The following is a 19,297-nucleotide window of genomic DNA, read 5'->3' on the forward strand; positions in this document are numbered from 1 at the left end:
GTGGGTGCTGGGACGGCAGCTGGTCATAGCCACTCGTTGATGGCTGCGACCAGTACGGTTGCCTCGTAACGGTCGGCGAGCTTGTCATATCGCGTGGCTACGGCTCGGTGGCGCTTCAGCCGATTGATCCCGCATTCCACCGCGTGGCGCTCCTTGTAGTCGGCCGTGTCGAACTTGGGCGGTCGGCCGCCTCGGGAGCCGAGCTTCTTGCGGTTGCGGACCTGGTCGGCCTTCTCCGGATTGGTGCACGCGACACCTCGTCTGCGCAGGTAGGCGCGGTTCGCGCGAGAGCCGTAGGCCTTATCGGCACGGACCTTGTCCGGCTTGGTGCGGGGCCGGCCCGGGCCAATACGGGGCACCCGGATGCCCTCCAGCACGGGCTGGAACTGCGGGCTGTCGTGCCTCTGTCCGGCGGTCACGAGCAGGGACAGAGGCTTCTGTCCCTGCTCGACCGCAAGGTGCAGCTTGGTGGTTAGTCCGCCGCGCGAGCGTCCGAGGCCGTGGTCGTCAGGCTCGGCGTCGACGCCACCAGGAGGCTCCTTCTGCAGATCCCCCTTTTGCGAGCCCCGGCGGCGTGCTGGTGCGCGCGGGCGATCGTGGAGTCCACGCTGACATCCCACGTGATCAGGCCCTTCGCATCGGCGTCGGCCTGCAGTTGCTCGAAGATCCGCTTCCACGTGCCGTCGCGTTGCCACCGCCGGAAGAGGTCGTAGGTCCGATCCCACGGCCCGTACCGCTCGGGGAGATCCCGCCACGGCGCACCAGTCCTGGTCCGACACCGTATGCCGTCGATCAGCTGCCGACGGGTCCACGTCGGCGGCCGTCCTGGCTTCTTGCCCGTCGGCAACAGCCGTTCAAGCCGGGCCCACTGGCCATGCGTCAGATCACCACGCCCCACGGCAAGTGATCATTTCACGACCTTGATCCACTTTCGCAACAGACCCTAGTACGCCTCTGGTACTCCACCAGCGTCTCTTCATTCGTGCTGGCCAGACCCCGTTCGCGCCCTGCGCGCCTCAACGACACGGCCACCCCGCCTCAGCATCGCTCACCCACGACAGCCCATCAATGGTTGGCGCGGTCCTTCCAGACGTGCGGGACGGGTGGACATGAAGCAAGACGACAGACCCGCTCGGGTGGCCCACCGGTGCCAGCTGCATGCAAAGCCAATATGGACCGAAAGGTCAAAAAGCAGTAGTGTGAACGCTATGGCGCGTCCCCGAAACTTCGATGAGAACCAGGTTCTGGAGTCCGTGCGCGAGCAGTTCTGGAACCGCGGCTATGCAGCCACATCGCTGCAGGACCTGATGGCCGCCACAGGGCTGGGCAAAGGAAGCCTGTACGGAGCGTTCGGTGACAAGCGCCAGCTCTTCCTGCACGTACTGGACAGCTATCGCGACGAGCAGCTCACCAGCGTCCGGCAAATCCTCACAGGACCAGGCCCGGCCCTGGAGCGCCTGACCCACCTCCTGGAAGGCACGGCCGACGGCTTCGCGGGAGACGCGCAGCGACGCGGCTGCTTCATGGTCAACAGCACGTCCGAGCTGCACAGCCAGGATCCCGAGGTGGTCTCCCGAGCCCGAACGACCTATCAGGGTGTCGAAGACCTTCTGATCGCCTGCGTCAAGGAGGCGCAGCGTGAAGGAGACCTGGATCCCAGTGCCGACGCGCAAGAGCTCGGACGCCTGCTCCTCGCGGTCCTGCAGGGCATCGAGTTCCTCGCCAAGACCAACATGGACGGCTCGGCCCTCCTGCAGATCGGCCGCGCCGCGCTGTCCCAGCTGCCTCGACCCTGACCCGGCGGTTCGGCCCGCTCCCCGCGACACCGCTGCCCTATGCCCCGCACATCCGGCAGGCACCGGAGGGCAAACGGATACGGTGGCCCGCAATCAGGAAGCTGTCCGCATCGGCCGGGTCGCAGTCGAGACTCGGCAGGCGAAGAACGACCCGTGGCTCATGGCGCTCCTGCACTGCCGTCAGGCCGTTCGGGAGCATGACGTGGACGGGCTACGGCTGGGCGACGTGACGCGGCTGGACTCGAGGACATCCCTCCCCAGCTCCTCGCCGTGTATGCCGAGGTGTACGCCGATCGGCTCGGCGAGGAGTTCCACAGCGTCGCCCGGTTCGACGAGCGCCTGGGCTGGAGCACGCAGGTTCCCGGCTTCGCCGCCGTCGTCGCCTACATGGACACGATCCCGCTCGGCTACGCGTACGGCTGCACTCTGCAGGAGGGCACCCGCTGGTGGCGCGGTCTGCGGACACCGCTCGCCGACAGCGCGGCGGTAGAGACCGGGGCCCCCACGTTCGCACTGTCGGAGCTGATGGTCGTCGAGAAGGTCCGCGGTACCGGCGCCGCCCACGAGATTCACGGCGAGCTGCTGCGCGGCAGATCCGAGGAGCGGGTCACGCTCCTCGTCGAGCGGGACCATCCGCGCGTACACGCCCTGTACGAGGCATGGGGGTACCAGCACTTCGGTGAGGTTCTCCCCTTTGAGGACGCGCCGCTCTACGACGCGATGATGCTCACCCTGGGCTAGCCGCGGGTGCTGGTGAACCGCACCCCGGGCCCCCACTTCGCCTTCTGGTCGGCGAAGCACCAGCTACACAGGGGGAGCCCGCCCGGGCCGTACCGCCATGTCTGCCGCTGGCATCCCGCGCACAATCCGACGTGACTGCCAGGGCAGATCATGGTGCTGGGGTCGGGCTCCGTGATCGGTGGCACTGAGGTCGTCATGTCTGTGTCCTCATCTGGGCGACGAGCGCTCATCACCTCGAACAAAGAACAGAACACGCGTCTCGATTGTCAGACCCTCCCCGTACGGTGGGGGTATGTCCCACTCCTCCGGGCCTGACGGCCGGGTGACTCCTGCCCTTGAGATCAACAACGGAATCCGCCGGCTCATGGCTGGCCCCGCCGGACGGAAGCGGACCGCCGACTACGAACGCCTCCTCGCCCTATGGGCGGAGGCCACTCGAGACGACGTCGAACCGGCCGCATGACGAGACCCCGCCCGAGCCTGATCGGGCGGGGCCCCGTGTCCCGGGTTCGAGTAGCACGCTCAGCTCGTGGACGATCCGAACGTTGATGGCGATATCTCAAATAGCGCCATCACCAGGTGTCCCGTCTGGCCTAAGAAGCTGTTGTCTTTCCGGATGTGATCGCCGCGTTTCCGCTGGTCGGGCATGGGGTCGGTGATTCGGTGGGAGTCGTGGCCTGTCGGGTCGTTTCTTGCCGGGAGGTCGCGGATGCCGTCGGTCGTTGGACTGCTGGAACAGCACGAGCTCGCCGCTCGTCGTCGGGTCGACGGGCTGCGGGAGGAGGCGGACCGTATCCAGGCCGAGCTGGTGGCGGCCGAGCAGGAATGGCAGGAGTGGGCGATCGCCCGCAGGCGGGTCGATACGGTGCTGGCTCCGGACGGCGGCGACACCGCCGGCACGGAGGTGACCCCGGATCCGCGGGATGCGGACGCGCGGCTGGTGCCCCGGGATGTGGCGAAGCCGAAGTCGCAGGTGCCAATGTGGCGTGAGGGGCTGGCCTGGTCGGCGCTGTCGGTGGACTACCAGCGCATCCTGCAGACGCTCGCGGACCGGTTCCGGCTCCATCAAGGGCCGCTGACCTGCCAGGAGCTGGCCGTCGTGTTCGGCATGGATGTGGTGCCGGCGCGGGTGGAAGCACTGCGGTCGAAGGCGAAGCGCCTGGTCGCGCGCGGCTGGCTGGCCGAGCCCGCGCCGGGCCGGTTCACGCTCGCGCAGGCCGTGGCCGGGCCAGGCGGCGGGTCATGAGCAGGGTCATCGACCAGTAGACCATCGCCTCGGCGCTGGTGGTGCGCCGCTCGTAGTCGCGCGCCAGGCGGCGGGTGCGCATCAGGTGGGCGAAGAACCGCTCGACGATCCACCTCCTAATGATGTTGTCAAGCCGCAGCAGTGACGGGGAGGTTGCTTTGGTAGCACTGTCCGTCACGGATGAGAGCCCACAGGACGTTCACGCGTCGTCGGGCCAGGGCGAGGACGGCCTGGATGTGCCGCTTGCCTTCGGCGCGCTTGCGTTCGTAGAAACGACGCGACTGGTCGCAGCTGCGGATGCTGATCAGCGCGGAGGTGTAGAAGACGCGTTGCAGCCCGCGGTGATAGCGCCTGGGCCTGTGCAGGTTGCCACTGATGTTGCCCGAGTCCCGGGGGACCGGGGCAACTCCGGCAAGGCTGGCCAGGCGGTCAGCGGTGCCGTAGCGGCTCATGTCGCCGGCGGTGGCGGCGAGGAACTCTGCGCCCAACAGTGGGCCGATGCCGGGCATGCTGGAGATTACTTCGGCGAGTTCGTGGTCGCGAAACCGGGCCGCAATGAGCTTGTCGATCTCGGTGATCTGCTCGTTGAGGCTCATCACCTCCTTGGCCAGGGTATGGATCACCTGCGCCGTGATCTTCTCCCCGGGGACGGCGGTGTGCTGGCGCTCAGCCGCTTCCAGGGCGACCTCGGCCAGGGCTTCGGGACTGCGGGTGTTACGGTTCCGCAGCCAGGTCTCCAGGCGCCTGCGGCCGGTTCGACGCAGAGCGGCCGGCGTCTGATAGCCGGTCAGCAGAATCAGCGGCCCGGCGTTGCCCAGGTCGAGGACTCGCTCCAAGGCCGGGAAGATGCTGGTGAGTTGGCCGCGCAGGCGGTTGATCCGGCGGGTGCGGTCGGCGTTCAGGTCGGCCCGACGGCTGGTGAGGATCCGCAGTTCGATGGCGTGCTCGTCGTCCGGCTTCAGGACGGTCAGGTCTCGGCGCATCCGGGCCTGGTCGGCGATGACGGTGGCGTCCTTCGCGTCGGTCTTGCCTATGCCCCGGTAGCCGGCCGAAGCCCGGTTAACCGCCAGGCCGGGTATGTAGACGAGGTGCTGGCCGTGGTTGAGCAAGAGGCTGATCCACAGTGCGGCCATGCCGTCGGCGACGTCGACCGCCCAGACCACGTCCTCGTCGAGGGCCAGCACATCGGCGAGCAGGGCCAGCAGCTCCGGCTCGTCGTTCAAGACCCGTCGCGACAGCAACCGTGCGCCCTCCACGTTGAGGACCACGCAGTGGTGATGGGTCTTGCCGATGTCCGTACCCGCCCAGATCTGGGCCACCTGTTCCTCCGGTCGTTCGATGACGCTCTGTTCTCCCGGACGACCTCGCCGGCGTGGTCCTACTCAGCGATCCGCTCGAAGGCGTTCGCAGCTCCTAATCAGCGGCCGAGTCGTCGTGAGACACCGGGCGGCCAGGTGGATGGAACCATCGAGGGCAACCGCTTGGAAGCCATACCTGGTGTCTCTGGGTCTCTGGACCTTACGACGGCCCGTCCAACCCACGAACAAGGTAGGACCGGGCGGCCAGGTGGATGGAACCATCGAGGGCAACCGCTTGGAAGCCATACCTGGTGTCTCTGGGTCTCTGGACCTTACGACGGCCCGTCCAACCCACGAACAAGGTAGGACCGCTTGGGCAGCACCACGAACCCTTTCTGGTCGTCGCTGCGTTTGACGATCGCGAGGACCAGGGCGAGTGTGGCCAGGCAGTACTCGACGAGGCTGCCGGTGTAGCCGCCGTCGGCCCAGACCAGGGCGAGGCGGTGGTGCGCGTCGGCCACCCGTCGCAGCAGGACCTGCGCGGCGGCGCGGTCGCCGGTGTCCGCCGCGGTGACCATCACGCCCAGCAGCAGGCCGAGGGTGTCGACCACGACGTGCCTCTTGCGCCCGTTGATCAGCTTGCCGCCGTCGAAGCCGCGGCTGTCGCAGCCGACGACGGCGTCCGCCTTGACCGACTGCGAGTCGATCACACCCGCGCTCGGCTCCGTGTCCCGCCCCAACCTCTCGCGGGTCTTCACGCGCAGCCGGTCGTGGAACTCCTTGACCAGGCCATGGTCACGCCAGCGGCGGAAGAACGCGTATGCCCGGTCCCACGGCGGGAAGTCGGCCGGCATGGCGCGCCACTTGATGCCGTTGTCCACCAGGTAGCGGACCGCGTCCAGTATCTGCCGGTGGCAGTACGCCTCCGGCTGCCCGCCGCGGCCGCGCATCCAGCCCGGCACCGGCAGCAGCGGGCGGACCACGGCCCACTCCTCGTCCGTCATGTCGGTCGGGTACCGGCGCTCGCGCATCGGGTTGTCGGCGGCGTTCCCGAACCGGTGAGCCAGGCAGTCACACTCCCGGGTGACCGAACTGGACTGCCCGGCCATCGACACGGAACACTGCGGCACCAGGGCCTCCTGATGTAGCTCGGTGATTCGACACCAACGAGCTGTTCAGGAGGCCCCCTCTGTATGCGCCACACGCCCCGCGACCACCCAATCGAGACTTCCGTTCGACCGACAAACCTCAAGATCGGAACGACAACAGCTACTGAGGCCTGTTGGCCGTGGACAGGAACTCTGACGGGCCAGAACTACGGAAGTTGGATGCACGCCCCCGCACACCGGATGGCGTACGTCTACGCCACGGGCCATGTCCCGGGGGAGCTGGTCATCGACCACAGGTGCCACGTCCCCGCCGACTGTCCTGGCGGACAGGCGTGTCTGCACCGGCGATGCGTGAACCCTGCGCACCTGAAGGCTGTGAAGCACGCTGAGAACGTGAGCGCCGAACGGTCGAGCAACGGGCGGCCCGCCAACGACACCTGTTCCGCCGATGACTGTGGACGGCCCTACGTCGCCAAGAGCCTGTGTACGAAGCACTGGCAAGCTTCCCGCCGCGCGCCGAAGCCAGCGCGCACCGTGTACCGCAATGGGCATCCGGTGATTGGCCCCGCCGCGGACGTGAAGGTCGACGGACGAGGGCACGTCAGGTGCCAGCAGTGCAGGCAGAACTGGGAGGCGCGGAACCTGTAGAGACATCCTGGCCCGTTTCTGTATAGCGGTCCCGCCCCCTTCGCTGGGGACGGGGCCGCGGCCGTCTGTGGGTCAGGCGATCGGGCAGGTGATGCCGAGCTGCTCGCCGGTGCGGCCGTCGGGGCAGACCGGCACGGTCACGACGCGCGCCTCCTGATTACGGGTAATCAACGCACTGCACTCCTCGGTGAAAAGTGCCGTGTAGTCGTTCACGGAGAACTTCGTACTGTCATGAATTACCCCGAGGCTGATCTCGCCGCCGCGTCCGGCCTCGAACGTTCCGGCCGGGTAGATGAGGAACGGGATGCTGCTCGGCCAGTCGACGGCCGGGGTCGGGCCGCCGATCTCAGTGGGAACAGCCGGATTGAGGCCGCGTGCCCACTGGATGGAGATGCCCAGCTCGGCGAAGGCGTTGATGACGTCCCGCGTGCTGATGTCGCTGATCGGCACGCCGTTCTGGCGGGCGATGTCCGCGAGGAACAAGTTGCGCGCCCACCAGGGGAAGACGACCTCGATGTTGATGTTCGCGCAGAGCGACAGCTTCTCCGTCATGTCCGCCGCCTGGAGGGCGACGGCGGCGAACATCGCCGAGAACGCTCCGAACGTCGCCGCGATGGTGACGGCGGTCGACGCGGCGACGGCCTGCGTGAACAGCTCCTGCCTGATGCGGATCTCGTGCGCGACCATCGCGAGGGACTGGTAGTACGCCACCAGCTCCGGGAAGTGGCGCTGCGTCAGGATGCCGGACTCCAGGCAGGCGCCGATGGCCTCACAGCGGACCTCGACGGGGTCCGGGCAGGGGATGCGGAAGCACGGCTTGACGGCGCCGGAGATGTCGTCGGCCTCGGTGTGTACGAACGTCATCGCCGCGACATCGAGGCTCGGCATCGGGAAGTACCGGAGGCCGCCTCGGGCGAGCTGGATCTCCGGGAGGTCCCACAGCATCTCTGGGCAGGACATGCCGGTCAGCTCGTACACGGTCTCGGACGGCGCGCACCATCCGCCGCTGGCGACGAGGTCGCCGCCGTTGAGGCGGGACTGGTCGCCGGCGAGGACGACGGCGCGGGTGCCCTCGGTACCCGAGGAGCTGTCGTTGACGATGAGCTGCTCAGGGAAGGGCAGCCGGTACGAGGCGGTCAGGCCGACGCCGCCGCCGGCGGTCTTGAGGGCGTTGGCGCGGCGGATGATGCCCTCGGTGACACCTGCCATGTCGAGTGCCTGGCCGGGATGGTAGCCGGGGACGTCGACGGAGGCAGTGATCTCCGGGCGCGGGTTCGGGTCTGCGGGCAGTACGCGCGGCTGGTGGGCGCGGACCCGGGACAGATCGAGGGCGCGCTGCGTGACGACCGCGGAGGCAGTGACGGGCCCCTTGGCGGGCTCGGGCTCGGCGGCCGGCTCGGGCTCGACCGGCTGCTCCGGGTCGGCGGAGGCGGTGGGCTCCTCCGAGTCGTCGCCGCGAATGGCCGCAGCAAGCTGCTCGATCTCGGCGGCGGCCTGCTCGGCGGCCTGGATCCGCTCTGCCTTCTCCGCACGGATGCCGTTGACCGCGGTGGCCAGCTCGCGGAGCTTGGCCAGGTCGTCGGCGGTGACGGTGCTGCTGCCCGCCTTCGCGTCGAATGCCCTGACGGCGCCGTCGAGGAGGTTATCCAGCTCTTCGTCGGTGAGGGCGGTGATGTCCTCGGGAAGGGAGAACTCTTCCATGGGGCGGGACTCCAAATGATCGTTCTTGGAGGGACCCGGCCCAAAACCAGCGGTCGTCAGGGGGAATAGTAGCCCGCTGCCCTGATGAGAGGACCCAGGTGGACAATCAGGAGCGAAGCTGACCATTTTAGCCTCTGGGGCATCCCGGCGGTGCGGAGAACCACACGGGCCAAGGGCGCTCGGGGTTGGGTGCCTGGGCCACCTTCCGCCCCCCGGCTCGATCCGACAAGTCCATGGGAGGGAAACTCCTGCACCACGGCGCGGACACCCACATCCCCGAGATCGCCACCTACTCTCCTCTCCCACCCTCCCCGGCAAGACCAACCTGCTGCTCCGCTGGACTGCGCGGATGCCCGCTGTGTGCCCCTGTCCTGCCGAACCCCCTTGCAGCCAACTGACGCCCGGCGCCTGCCCGGCCGCCAGGTGACTCCGTCCCGTCCGCGGCTATAGTCAGGCCGCGCGAAAGGGCGCCGCCGAATGGCCACGAGCATCTGGCGCAGCAAGCCAGGTGGTACGCCGATGGTGCATGCGGCCGCCAAGTAGTTCTGAATCAAGACCACTGCGTGTAGCCGGAGGGCCGGGCTCCAGGGATAGCCTGCAGAGCAGATTGCTGTCGCGGCGACGAAGCCATGCGGCAAGATGAGGACATGACGAATCGCGGTGTGCGCTGGCTGGTGGAGTCCGAGTGGCATTACAGCGTTACCTTCGCCCGCGGGATCACGCCGGAAGAGCTGGCTGTACGGCTTGGCGCTTCACCAGGCGGCACGAAGCCGCTGGCGACTGCCCGGGAAGCCGTCGAGCTTCTTACCGATGCAGACATCGGCGTCGCCCGGGTCGGGGAAACGCAGGGGTGGGCGTTCGCCGCCGAATACGGGGAAGCCCCCGGGACCAGACACGACATCCTCAAGGGCATTTCGCGCAATGGTGTCGAGGCGGTAAATCTCGATCCTCAGGCATTCCATCCACCTCCCTTCTTCTCGTACGCTGCCGACAGCGAGCTGCTGTGCTCGTTCGGCCTCGGCGAGGAACGGAGGCGCTGGGGATCCCAGCCGGATCTGCTCCAGGAGGAGCTGGAAGCGGCGGGCATCATTCTGCCGACAGGCGATTACCTTCAGGTGAGCAGTGCGCGGCACAGCCTGCGGATCGCCATGTCGCTGGGGGTGATCGAGAAGCACTTCGGGATCTCACTGCCACGCGATCTATTGGAGGATGGCAGGCTGCCGCTGGTAGCAGTGAGCGGAAGTCCTTCCCTCGACTCGCTGAACAGCAACGCCTGAATACACGAATGAGGGGGTGGCGTCCGGGCGGACGCCACCCCCTCATGTGTCACTAACTGCCGGCCCGAATTCCCAACTGGGCAATCGTTGGACACCAACCGTAAAGAGGAGCGCTCCTACAAGGAGTCTCCTTGCAAGATGTCGATGTGGGTGTCACAAATTGATCTGCCTCGCATAGTGATTGAACAGCAGGAAAATCTGCCAGAGAGACGATCCGGCCCGGAAATTCTGGCTAGGGATTGGTACGCTGGAAGGTGCACGAGGTATCCGCCGAGGTGCAGTGGTCGAAGCCCGGCGTGGCTAGCCAGAACGGGTCATCTCCAAGCATCCGGTTGTACCAGACGAAGCCCCCGGTGCGACCGAATGGTGCCAGGGCGCCGGTGTTCTGGCCCAACGGGATGCTGGCCCGACCGCACTTCTCCGACCAGGTGGGCAGGCGGTAGTTGTCGTCGTAGTACAGCGTCCAGATGGTGTCGTTCAGTGGCGTGGCGTAGTACTGCGCACACTGGTCGCCTTTGGTGACTCCGTTGTCCGGCACGCCGGCGCTCTCGTTCGTTGTGGCGAAAGCGTACTCGTCGCAGCTGGCATCCGGAGTCTCGATGCGTCCCACCCAACTGTCAGGGCACACCACCTTCCGGTTGTCGGTTTGTCCGTCTCTTAGGTAGTGCAGCGGCGTGTTGTGCGCCCTACTGCCGAAATGGTTACTGTTCTTTTCTTTCATGAGCCAGTAATAGGCGCCAGCCGCCGGGTATCGGTCTGTGTTCACGGTGAACGTCGGGGTGTAGGCGGGGAAGACGCATCCGGCGTTCGCAGCACCCTTGGTCATGTCATCGCAGCGGACGTCCAGATCCCCGAGAGTGTTCCCGAGGTCGGCCTCGCCCGATGCTTCCGGGTACGCAGAGATACGCCCCGTGATGCCCCACCCGAGGGTGATCTCTTCCTTGCCTGTGCCGTTCCACAAAGTCTGGAAGGACACGTTTCCGACGTGGCCGTCCTCCGGGCCGGCCCATGTCAGGGACCCGTCCGTCTGCTGCTGGGATTGTGTGCAGTCGGAACAGGTCGATCCCGCGTCCCAGCCCAGTGTCACCGCGCCCATGGTGGGATCGATCTCGGTAGGTACGAGGGAAAGGGTCTGGTCGAACTCTCCGATGTTGTTGTAGAGCTTGATTTCCTGTTGCATCGCAAAGTGCGCAGTGCCGACCACCTTCTCATCCACCAGGAAGATTACATTGAGCGGAGACAGGGATTTCAGACAGGCGTCCGTGCGTGTGTACCAGTCGTGCCCGGCGGTACGGGCGTCGCACCAGGGGACGATCGAGTTGACGCCGGCTGCGGACAAAGAACTGGTCATTTGCTTGCCGAGACGGGATGTTCTCGGTTGCGCCTTGCCTATGTTCACGCAGATCTTGCCGCCGCGCGTCCGTGAAGGGGAGCACGTCGTCTTGGCTGTGATGGTCGGCGCGCCACTCAGGGCGGTCGCCGCTGACGTCAGCCCGGTGTTGCGGTGGGCTTCCTCGACGTCGCCTTCCCAACTGGGCATCGGTGCGCTGTCATCGGGGTTGGGGAAGATGATGTTCGGCATGTCACTGTAGTCACCGGGCACGAACGCAACAGCGCCGTAGGCCACATCCTTGTCGGCCGCGCCGTCCGCCGTGGAGTTGGACAGTTGCACGTGCGGGGGCTGGTCCTTGAAGTTGTAGGCGCCAAGGGAGACCCATGTGTTGGATGCGTTGGCGCCCTGGTCGATGGTCTTGGTCACCGTGTCGAACGGAGTGATGATCTTGTAGGAGGCGTTCGGGACCTGTGCCCCGGTGTCCGGGATATGCACGTAGACCTTGGCCTGACCACCGGAAATGGCCGAATTCAGCTGCCAGTCACCGAGGATGGTCATGCGACCCTCGTCGCCGCCCAGGTGGTCGGCGTCGCGTGCGTGGGTATACCAGTAGTGGCCCTGGTAGCCACCGCCGATTTGGTGCAGGTCGGCTTTGGCGTCGTACTGCCCGAGCCCTGGTCCGGTCGCGTTCGGGTCGGGGTAGAAGGTGAACTGGAACGAGCCGTCTGTTGTGGTGGTGCCGCAGCTGCTCCAGGTGTTGGTGCCCGCGGGTACGGAATCGACGACCTTCGCGCCCGAGGGCGCGCCGGAGCAGACGGGGGTGCCGTACTGCAGGCGGGTGCCGCGGCCGGGCTCACTGACCGCGGTCACGTACTTAATGTTCTCGAAGCCGCAACTGGTGGCGCAGTCGGACTTCCAGGTAGTGCTGGACTCGTGCCACCAGTACTGCTTGTAGCAGTCGGCGTCGGGGCAGTCGGGTGGATTGGCTGTGTCGCAGTTGTTCTTGGTGTTGCAGAACGCGTCGAGCGGCGGCGTGGCGTGGGCCCGGTGGTATTTCGCGCTGGCCGGGTCTATGACGGTCCCGGTCCCGGGTTCGACGTAATTCGGGGGTTCTGGAGGCAGTGGCAGGGTGAAACTGCTGGTCAAGTGCGCGTGGGCTGGAGTCGCACGCGAAAGTGCCTAGAGACACGATTTCCCTGATTTTTCTGCACTGGCCTGGCCTTGTCCCGTATGGTCTGGAGTCGTGTATGTGAGGACGACCAAGCGGGAGAACAAGTCCGGGACGGTGCGCTACCTGCACCTGGCCCACAACGAGTGGGACCCGATCAAGGGCCGGGCCGTGCCGAAGGTGCTGTTCACCTTCGGCCGGGAGGACGAGTTGGACCGCGACGCGATCCGGCGCCTGGTCGCGTCCTTGTCGCGCCTGCTGGAGCCCGGCGAGGCCCTGGCCGTGAACGCCGTGCCGGGGCTGGAGTTCACCGGCTCGGTCCCGTTCGGCGGCGCCTACGTCCTGGACCACCTGTGGCACCGACTGAAGATCGACCAGATCGTGTCCGGGGTCGGGCAGCCCAAGCGGGGCCGGCCCCGGGACATGTCCGTGACCGAGCGGGTGCTGTTCGCGCTGGTCGCCAACCGCGCGCTGGCCCCCTCCTCGAAGCTCGCGGCTGCCGAATGGATCACCCACGACGTGCACATCGACTCGTTGCCCGAGGCAGGCGAGCAGTCCTGCTACCGAGCGATGGACTGGCTCCACGAGGTAAAGGACGACCTGGAGAAGCAAGTCTTCGACGAGGTCGCGCACCTGCTGAACCTCGAGGTGGACCTGCTGTTCTTCGACACCACCAGCACCTACTTCGAGCTGGAGGAGCCGGACGAGCCCATCGCCCGCGACGGGAAGGGCCACCGCTTGAACGACGCCGACGATGAGAGCCCGGGCGACGGGGACGTGGCCAAGCCGGCGGGGTTCCGCACGCACGGCAGGTCGAAGGACTCCCGCGACGACCTGCCACAGATCGTGATCGGCATGGCCGTCACCCGCGACGGCATCCCGGTCCGCGTCTGGTCGTGGCCCGGCAATGCCTCCGACCAGACCCTGATCCGGCAGGTCAAGGACGACATGCGGGACTGGACCCTCTCCAAGATCGTGTGGGTCGCCGACCGCGGCTTCTCCTCCGACCGCAACCGCCGGTACCTGCGCAGCGGCACCGACGCCTACATCATCGGCGAGAAGCTCCGCACCACATCCCCCGAGGTCAAGCAGGCCTTGTCCCGGCAGGGCCGCTACCAGGACATCACCGGGAACATGCGTGTCAAGGAAGTGCGGATCAGCGACACCGAACGGTTCGTCATCTGTCACAACCCCGAAGCCGCGGTCCGTGACCAACACATACGCGAGCAACTCGTCGCCCAGCTCACCGAGCTGATCGCCGACTCCGACAAGCTCAGCGACTTCAAGCGCGGCGAACTGCGCGGCAAGATCGCCGACAAGCCCGGCCTGAACCGCTACCTGCGCACCACCCCCGCCGGCAAGCTCCGCGTCGACCAGGCCAGGATCAAGACCGAGGAGAACCTCGACGGCAAGTACCTCCTGCGATCCTCCGACCCCAAACTCTCGGCCGAGGACATCGCGCGCGGCTACAAGGCTCTCCTGGAAGTCGAACGCGGCTGGCGCGACATGAAGCAGATCATCGACCTGCGGCCGGTCTACCACCGGCTCGAGGAACGCATCCGCGCCCACGTCCTGCTGTGCTGGCTCGCCCTCCTGCTCATCCGCATCGCCGAGACCACCACCGGCGACACCTGGCCCCGGATCCGCCGCGAACTCGACCGTCTCCACCTGGGCACCTTCACCGGCCCCGCCGGCACGTTCCAGCAGGTCACCACCCCCACCAAGCCTCAACAGGACCTGCTCACCAAGCTCGGCATCCCCGCGCCCAGGCAGATCGCCAGCCTTCAGCCCGCACCGCGCTGACCAGCCATAACACCACCGCCTAGAGACACGCCCTCCAGGCGGTCACAGTCATGTTCCCGCAGGCCAGGCCGCACTTTCGGCTCTCTAGGCCGCCGAATTATGTCGAACCCGGGCCGGTGGTGCCGTTCCAGTAGGCGGGGCGGAAGCCTGCGGAGGAGAAGCCGGACTCGCCCGGCCAGTCCTGGCGGCCGGAGGTGGCGTAGGAGTGGCCGGTGTCGATGGACCAGGAAGCCCAGCCCATCACCTTTTCCTCGTACGGCCAGTTCTGCGGATGAGCGGCGTCCTTGGCGGCCAGCGGGTCAAGGTCGGTGTTCATGAAGGCCAGCCGGGACGCGGGATAGACGGGGTTGGCGGGGTTGAACCGTTCCGGGTTCGGTAGAGACTCTAGATTGTGGCTGTGACCTGCTGTTTTTGCGTGTTCTGGTAGTGGGTGGTTTCGTATTCGGCGGGTGGGACGTGGCCGATCTCACCGTGGAGTCGACGGTGGTTGTACCAATCGACGTACTCAGCGGTGGCCAACTCGACGTTGCTCAGGGCTTTCCAGGGCCGCTGCGGCTTGATGAGCTCGGTTTTGTAGAGCCCGATGGTCGATTCCATCAGGGCGTTGTCGAGGGCGTCCCCGACGGTGCCGATGGACGCGGCGATCTGTTCGGCGGCCAGGTGGGTGGCGAGCCGGAAGCTGGTGTACTGCGATCCGGCATCGGAGTGGTGGATCAACTCCCTTGCGGTGACGGGGTTTCCGGCCCGGTCACGCTGCCACAGCCCCATTTCCAGTGCGGACAGCACCAGCGGGGTCTGCTTGTTCGTCGCTGCGGACCAGCCGACGATCCGGCGGGAGAAGGTGTCGACGACGAAGGCGACGTAGACAGTGCCGGACCAGGTGGCCACGTAGGTGAAGTCCGCGACCCATACCCGGTTCGGAGCACTGGCCACGAACTGCCTGCTGAGCCGGTCCGGAGCCCGCTCGGCGTCCCTGTCCGCCACTTGGGTGGTGACGACCTTCTTGCCGCGCACCGCCCCGACCAGGCCCTCGGCCTTCATCAGCCGCTCGACGGTGCACCGGGCCACCTGATGGCCCTGGCGCTTGAGCTCGGCCCAGATCTTGCGGGCTCCGTAGACGCTGTAGTTGTCCTGGTAGATGCTGACGATCAGCGGCGCCAGTTCCGCGTCTCGCAGGGCACGGGCCGACGTGGGACGTTTCTTGTACGCGTAATAGGTGGACGGGTGGATGCTGCAGTCGTGCTCGGTGAGCGTCCTGCAGATCGGCTCGACTCCGCCGAAGCGGTCCCGGTGCTCGTCGATGAACGCTACGAGCGTGTGTGTGGCCGGTCGAGCTCGGCCGCGAAGAAACTCGCTGCGGCCTTCAGGATCTCGTTCGCCCGCTTCAGCTCGGCGACCTCTTTCTTGAGCGCTTTGAGCTGGGCGGATTCCTCGGTCGTGGTCCCGGTCCGGGCACCGGCGTCGACCTCGGCCTGACGCACCCAGTTCCGCAGGGACTCCGGCCCGATGTCGAGCTTCGCTCCGATCGACCGGATCGCCGCGGACTCCGTCTTGTACTGATCACGCGTCTCCAGGACCAGACGCACGGCCCGCTCCTTGAGCTCCTTCGGGTATTGCTTCGCCATAACGGACTCGATCCTTCCAAAAGATCGAGCCTCGATCAAACCCGGAACGGTTCACTTCCGGCAGCAGGTGATGCTGTACCCGGTCACGGATGCCGACTTCGACACGGCGTCGTACTCCCGCTACGCGGAGAACTGCTGGCTCACCCGGCCCGCCATGAAGTGGTTCTGGAACGCCTACGCTCCGAAGGTCGCCGACCGCGCCAACCCGCTGGCCTCGCCGCTGAAGGCAACCGTCGGGCAACTGCGCGGCCTGCCACCGGCCTTGGTCATCACCGACTCCGACGCGCTGGTGGACGCCGCCAACTCCTATGCCGCAAAGCTCAGGTCGGCGGGGGTGCAGGTGACCTCGTCGCACTACAGCGGAGTTACCCACGACTTCATGATGCTGAACGCGCTGCGTGACACGCAGGCCAACAAGGCGGCGGTCGCCCAGACGACGGCGACCCTGCGCGAGGCGCTCTACGCGTCGACGACCCCCGTCGCCGGCAAGTAGGGCGGCAGCCGTCCCGGATCCGGACGGCGGAACTCGGCGGGCGCGATCACGAGGCCGCCGAGTTCCGAGTCTTCCGAAGTCCCGTGCCGGCCCAACAGGCCTACAGGGCCAGCCAGCAGGGCGTGCACCGCCTGATCTTGATCGCGCTTGTGCTGGCGTTCTCGGCGGCGAGACAGCAGCGTCGTGGCCCGCCCCGACACACAGGGCGGGCGTCCGGTCAGGGGCTGGCCAGATCGTCCGGCGGGGCGGGCGGGGCAGTCGGCTGCGGGGGCACGGCTCGGCGTCGGGACAGAGCAGGGCCAGGCGCTCGTTCGCCTGGTCGACGGCGTCTCGAAGGCTGCTGCCGTTGTTGGGATACACCTCGTGCCAGACGTGGCCGAGGCGTTCCTCCATCCCCGATACCCGCTCCATCACGCCCGGGCGCGCCGGGACCCCGGGGCGTCCCTCTTCGCCGTACCAGTCGTCGAGGAACTGACTGGTACGACGGAACAGGTGCATCGCCGCCCGGATCAGCCGCCACAAGGCAGTGCCGCCGCCGACGAGGATCGTTATGGCCCCGCCCCAGACCAGTGCCGTGTCGAGGGCGGAAACTCCCGTCGTCACCTCCATGCGCTAGCCCTCCCACACGAGCACGGTCAGGACAGCGCTCGCGACTTCGATCTGCTCGTCCGACTGGTTCAGCAGCCGCACCCGCATGGACCGGCCGGCCGCCAGACGCTTGGTCAGCGGCACCACGGCGAACGTGCCGCCGGGCGTGCCGGTCACCTCGTGGATCGGGTGGTCCTGCTTGAGCGCACCCACTGTGTCGTACTCGCTCATGCGGACCTGGACGACTTCGCCGACGGGCAGGCCCTCGAACCGCAGGCTGACCGAGCCGGTGAACGTCGCGGCGCCCTTGGCGAAGGTCGAGCTGTTCGTGGCGTGGCCGTCGGGCTCGTCGGTCCACTCGGTGGTGAACTCGATGTCGTCCCACAGGCCCGGCGCGAGCTGGTAACTGTGGACGAGGCCGAGGTTGACGTAGTCGGGGTTCACGGTGTCGGTCTCCTGGGGGGGTGGGGGTCCAGCTCGCAGGGTGCGCGAGTCGTTCGGCGACGTCGGCACGGAGCTGCGCCATGGTGAACTGGAAGGGGCCGCGGCGGCCGTACCCGGCGACCGGACCGGCCGGGTCGGGCTTGCCCTCGACAGAGGTCTCCAGGTGCCCGGCGACGCTGCCCGCGCTCCAACCGTGGAGGCGGCACAGCGCGGCGTTGAAGCGGACCCAGCTGTCGTACTGGCCCCGCGTGTAGACGTCTTCCCCGTCGCCGAGGTTTTCGACTTCCAAGCCGTACAGCGAGTCGTTGCCGTCGACCGTCTTGGACTTGTCCTGCTTCGGGAGCGGCTTCTCGGCCACGATCGCGTCGAAGACGTTCTTCGCGACCAGGCCTGCGTGGTTGGCGCGGCCGTCGGCGACCAGGACGACGACGCCGTTCTTGGGCAGGTAGGCGTGGGCGAGGGGCGGCGGCAGGCCCGGCCGCCCTACCGTGGCGATCGTCGCCAGCGAGTTGGCGCCCGCGGTGTGGTGGTTGAGCACACCGTGGACCGGACCGAAGATCTTGCCCGTCGCGGCGTCACGGCCGCGCGTTGCCCACCCGGCGAACTCGGTGAACGCGACGCCTTCCGCCTTCAGTACGGCACGCCACTGGGCTGGGGTTGCTGGGTCCGACACGGCGATCACTCCCGACGTGGAGAGTTGACGCCCGGCCCAGAACCAGCGGCTACACCAGGAGTCTAACTAACGGCCGGCCAACCGACGGAACGCGCTGACCTGCCGAAAGCCATCCGCCGACGAGTGAGGGTCCCGCGTAGTGGTGTGGAGATTCCCGGCGAACCGCCGTACGCCGAGGTCGCCGGTACGGGTGGTCACGGTCGGTGCCCAGGGAACCGGCTGGTGGCGAAGACTTCGAACATGATGAGAAAGACCGCGATGGGCGCCGGGACGCTCTGACTCCGAATCAGACACACCTACGGGCCCCGGGGGATCAGCCATGACGTCTCCGGGGCCCGGCTATATGAAGTCGCGCTGTCCAACGGCAGCGGGACTTCAGCGTCACGCCGCGGCCGGTTGCGGCTCCTCCAGCACCCGGCCGGTCGGTGCCGGTGACACAGGGGCGTCAACGTGACGTCGCAGCACCCACTCGCGAGGGTGGCGGCGTGTAGGCGACCAGCATCAATTTCCCGTCGTTGTGCAGTGCCGCGAAGTCGTGAACGATCGCGTGGAGAAGGGTTTCTGTGTGCGGCACACCCCTTGCCATAGGACGAAAGGGGCAGATAAACCCATAACGCCGAGTTGTCCTATGTGCCCTCCTGCCGCCTATCGCCCGCACCCGTGTCGCCGCTCCCATAGGGCCGGTGCTGACGGCATGAATGCCCGGCACGGTCAGTGTGTGTCCCGGCGCGACAAAGGAACTCAATGGCATGACGACTCCAGCGAATTACCGGAAGGGCTCGACGTGGCTCCAGACCAGCCCGGTCGAATTCAGCCACGACCTCACCTCCGCCGACCGCATCGATGAGCTGATCTCCGAGGTCCCGGAACTCAAGATCCCCTTCCCTGGGGTGTGGGAGATCTCCTACCACGCCCGCTCGTACACCGGCGGGACCGCAACTTCGGATCAGCTCGTCCGCACTGCACTGTTCAAGAACGGCAATCTCATCCCCGGCACTGAAGCACTGACCGGGGGGCACACGGTCATGCAGACCACCGCCGGGCAGACGATCCTGGAGAAGTTCAACGTCAATGACGTCATCACGCTCTACGCCTACCGCTTCGGGCAGAACCCCGCCGCCGTCATCAGCAACGGCGACGGGCGTACGGGAGTCATGGCGCACTGGGTGAGCCCCGGGTTCTAGTCCACTCCAGCCCGACGCCAGCGAGTGCGGCGATGTGGATCTTCTACCACAGCACGAACGGCGTTCTGCAGTTCGCCACCCAGTCGGGCACCGCCTGGAGTCCTGCCCCACGCCTTCCGTCACCCCACGAGCCGTGTTTCGTCGGTTCCCCCGCTGTGCGCCAATTGACG

At 66.9% G+C, this 19,297-nt stretch carries 17 protein-coding genes and 1 pseudogene; 8 read left to right on the top strand and 10 right to left on the bottom strand.

Going from position 1 to position 19,297, the window contains the following annotated elements; all coding sequences use genetic code 11:
* Window positions 1-23: 23 nt before the first annotated feature.
* Window positions 24-898, bottom strand: a protein-coding gene (locus RV986_RS44215) for an IS5 family transposase (protein WP_475922749.1) whose coding sequence is annotated in 2 segments (ribosomal slippage) — window positions 24-551 and window positions 554-898 — 873 coding nt in all. Because the reading frame shifts where the segments join, the coding sequence is not laid out codon by codon here.
* Between the two features lie 310 nt (window positions 899-1,208).
* On the opposite strand from RV986_RS44215, the gene RV986_RS44220 reads away from it, so the two are divergent.
* From RV986_RS44220 to RV986_RS44230, 3 genes are all read left to right on the top strand, one after another.
* Complete coding sequence (locus RV986_RS44220; RefSeq protein ID WP_475922750.1) at window positions 1,209-1,796, top strand: TetR/AcrR family transcriptional regulator; 588 nt, start codon at window positions 1,209-1,211, stop codon at window positions 1,794-1,796.
* A gap of 270 nt (window positions 1,797-2,066) precedes the next feature.
* On the top strand, window positions 2,067-2,537 hold the full coding sequence (locus tag RV986_RS44225) for an N-acetyltransferase (protein WP_475922751.1): 471 nt from the start codon (window positions 2,067-2,069) through the stop codon (window positions 2,535-2,537).
* Between the two features lie 709 nt (window positions 2,538-3,246).
* Window positions 3,247-3,783, top strand: coding sequence for a hypothetical protein (locus RV986_RS44230; RefSeq protein WP_475922752.1), 537 nt, complete (start codon window positions 3,247-3,249; stop codon window positions 3,781-3,783).
* Here the strand turns inward: RV986_RS44230 and RV986_RS44235 are convergent.
* From RV986_RS44235 to RV986_RS44245, 3 genes are all read right to left on the bottom strand, one after another.
* A complete protein-coding gene (locus RV986_RS44235; protein ID WP_475922753.1) occupies window positions 3,740-3,961 on the bottom strand; it encodes a transposase in 222 nt (73 codons plus the stop codon). The two genes, RV986_RS44230 and RV986_RS44235, sit on opposite strands and share 44 nt — an antisense overlap.
* Window positions 3,912-5,102, bottom strand: a complete 1,191-nt coding sequence (locus RV986_RS44240; RefSeq protein WP_475922754.1) for an IS110 family RNA-guided transposase — start codon at window positions 5,100-5,102, stop codon at window positions 3,912-3,914. Before RV986_RS44240 ends, RV986_RS44235 begins: the two co-directional genes overlap by 50 nt.
* 311 nt (window positions 5,103-5,413) lie before the next feature.
* Window positions 5,414-6,211 carry an IS5 family transposase gene (locus RV986_RS44245; RefSeq protein WP_475922755.1) on the bottom strand — a complete coding sequence of 266 codons (798 nt, stop codon included), beginning with the start codon at window positions 6,209-6,211 and terminating at the stop codon, window positions 5,414-5,416.
* Between the two features lie 219 nt (window positions 6,212-6,430).
* Between RV986_RS44245 and RV986_RS44250 the strand changes: the two genes are divergently transcribed.
* Window positions 6,431-6,838, top strand: coding sequence for an HNH endonuclease family protein (locus RV986_RS44250; protein WP_475924655.1), 408 nt, complete (start codon window positions 6,431-6,433; stop codon window positions 6,836-6,838).
* A gap of 72 nt (window positions 6,839-6,910) precedes the next feature.
* Here RV986_RS44250 and RV986_RS44255 read toward each other — a convergent pair whose 3' ends face one another.
* Window positions 6,911-8,539: a major capsid protein gene (locus tag RV986_RS44255; RefSeq protein WP_475922756.1), complete on the bottom strand. Its 1,629-nt coding sequence runs from the start codon at window positions 8,537-8,539 to the stop codon at window positions 6,911-6,913.
* A gap of 647 nt (window positions 8,540-9,186) precedes the next feature.
* Between RV986_RS44255 and RV986_RS44260 the strand changes: the two genes are divergently transcribed.
* Window positions 9,187-9,816 (top strand): DUF6461 domain-containing protein, encoded by a 630-nt coding sequence (locus RV986_RS44260; RefSeq protein ID WP_266427633.1) that lies wholly within the window; start codon window positions 9,187-9,189, stop codon window positions 9,814-9,816.
* Between the two features lie 232 nt (window positions 9,817-10,048).
* Here RV986_RS44260 and RV986_RS44265 read toward each other — a convergent pair whose 3' ends face one another.
* Entirely contained in the window at window positions 10,049-12,295 is a 2,247-nt protein-coding gene (locus RV986_RS44265; RefSeq protein ID WP_475922757.1) for a golvesin C-terminal-like domain-containing protein, read from the bottom strand.
* Between the two features lie 97 nt (window positions 12,296-12,392).
* Between RV986_RS44265 and RV986_RS44270 the strand changes: the two genes are divergently transcribed.
* Complete coding sequence (locus RV986_RS44270; RefSeq protein ID WP_475922758.1) at window positions 12,393-14,120, top strand: IS1634 family transposase; 1,728 nt, start codon at window positions 12,393-12,395, stop codon at window positions 14,118-14,120.
* A 97-nt stretch (window positions 14,121-14,217) separates the two neighbouring features.
* Here RV986_RS44270 and RV986_RS44275 read toward each other — a convergent pair whose 3' ends face one another.
* Window positions 14,218-14,436 carry a hypothetical protein gene (locus RV986_RS44275; RefSeq protein ID WP_475922759.1) on the bottom strand — a complete coding sequence of 73 codons (219 nt, stop codon included), beginning with the start codon at window positions 14,434-14,436 and terminating at the stop codon, window positions 14,218-14,220.
* A 68-nt stretch (window positions 14,437-14,504) separates the two neighbouring features.
* Window positions 14,505-15,745, bottom strand: a protein-coding gene (locus tag RV986_RS44280; protein WP_475915430.1) for an IS3 family transposase whose coding sequence is annotated in 2 segments (ribosomal slippage) — window positions 14,505-15,472 and window positions 15,472-15,745 — 1,242 coding nt in all. Because the reading frame shifts where the segments join, the coding sequence is not laid out codon by codon here.
* Between RV986_RS44280 and RV986_RS44285 the strand changes: the two genes are divergently transcribed.
* The gene (locus RV986_RS44285) at window positions 15,717-16,238 is read left to right on the top strand and encodes an alpha/beta hydrolase fold domain-containing protein (protein ID WP_475922760.1); all 522 of its coding nucleotides are present in this window, start codon (window positions 15,717-15,719) and stop codon (window positions 16,236-16,238) included. The genes RV986_RS44280 and RV986_RS44285 overlap by 29 nt on opposite strands.
* A gap of 612 nt (window positions 16,239-16,850) precedes the next feature.
* On the opposite strand, the gene RV986_RS44290 is transcribed toward RV986_RS44285, so the two are convergent.
* Window positions 16,851-17,270, bottom strand: coding sequence for a hypothetical protein (locus RV986_RS44290; RefSeq protein WP_475922761.1), 420 nt, complete (start codon window positions 17,268-17,270; stop codon window positions 16,851-16,853).
* 190 nt (window positions 17,271-17,460) lie between these two features.
* A pseudogene (locus tag RV986_RS44295) lies at window positions 17,461-17,952 on the bottom strand (peptidoglycan recognition protein family protein); the annotation flags it as partial.
* 740 nt (window positions 17,953-18,692) lie between these two features.
* Here RV986_RS44295 and RV986_RS44300 point away from each other — a divergent pair.
* Window positions 18,693-19,127 (top strand): hypothetical protein, encoded by a 435-nt coding sequence (locus tag RV986_RS44300; RefSeq protein WP_475922762.1) that lies wholly within the window; start codon window positions 18,693-18,695, stop codon window positions 19,125-19,127.
* The last annotated feature ends 170 nt before the right edge of the window (window positions 19,128-19,297 follow it).

The organism is Streptomyces sp. RLA012, assembly GCF_056270325.1.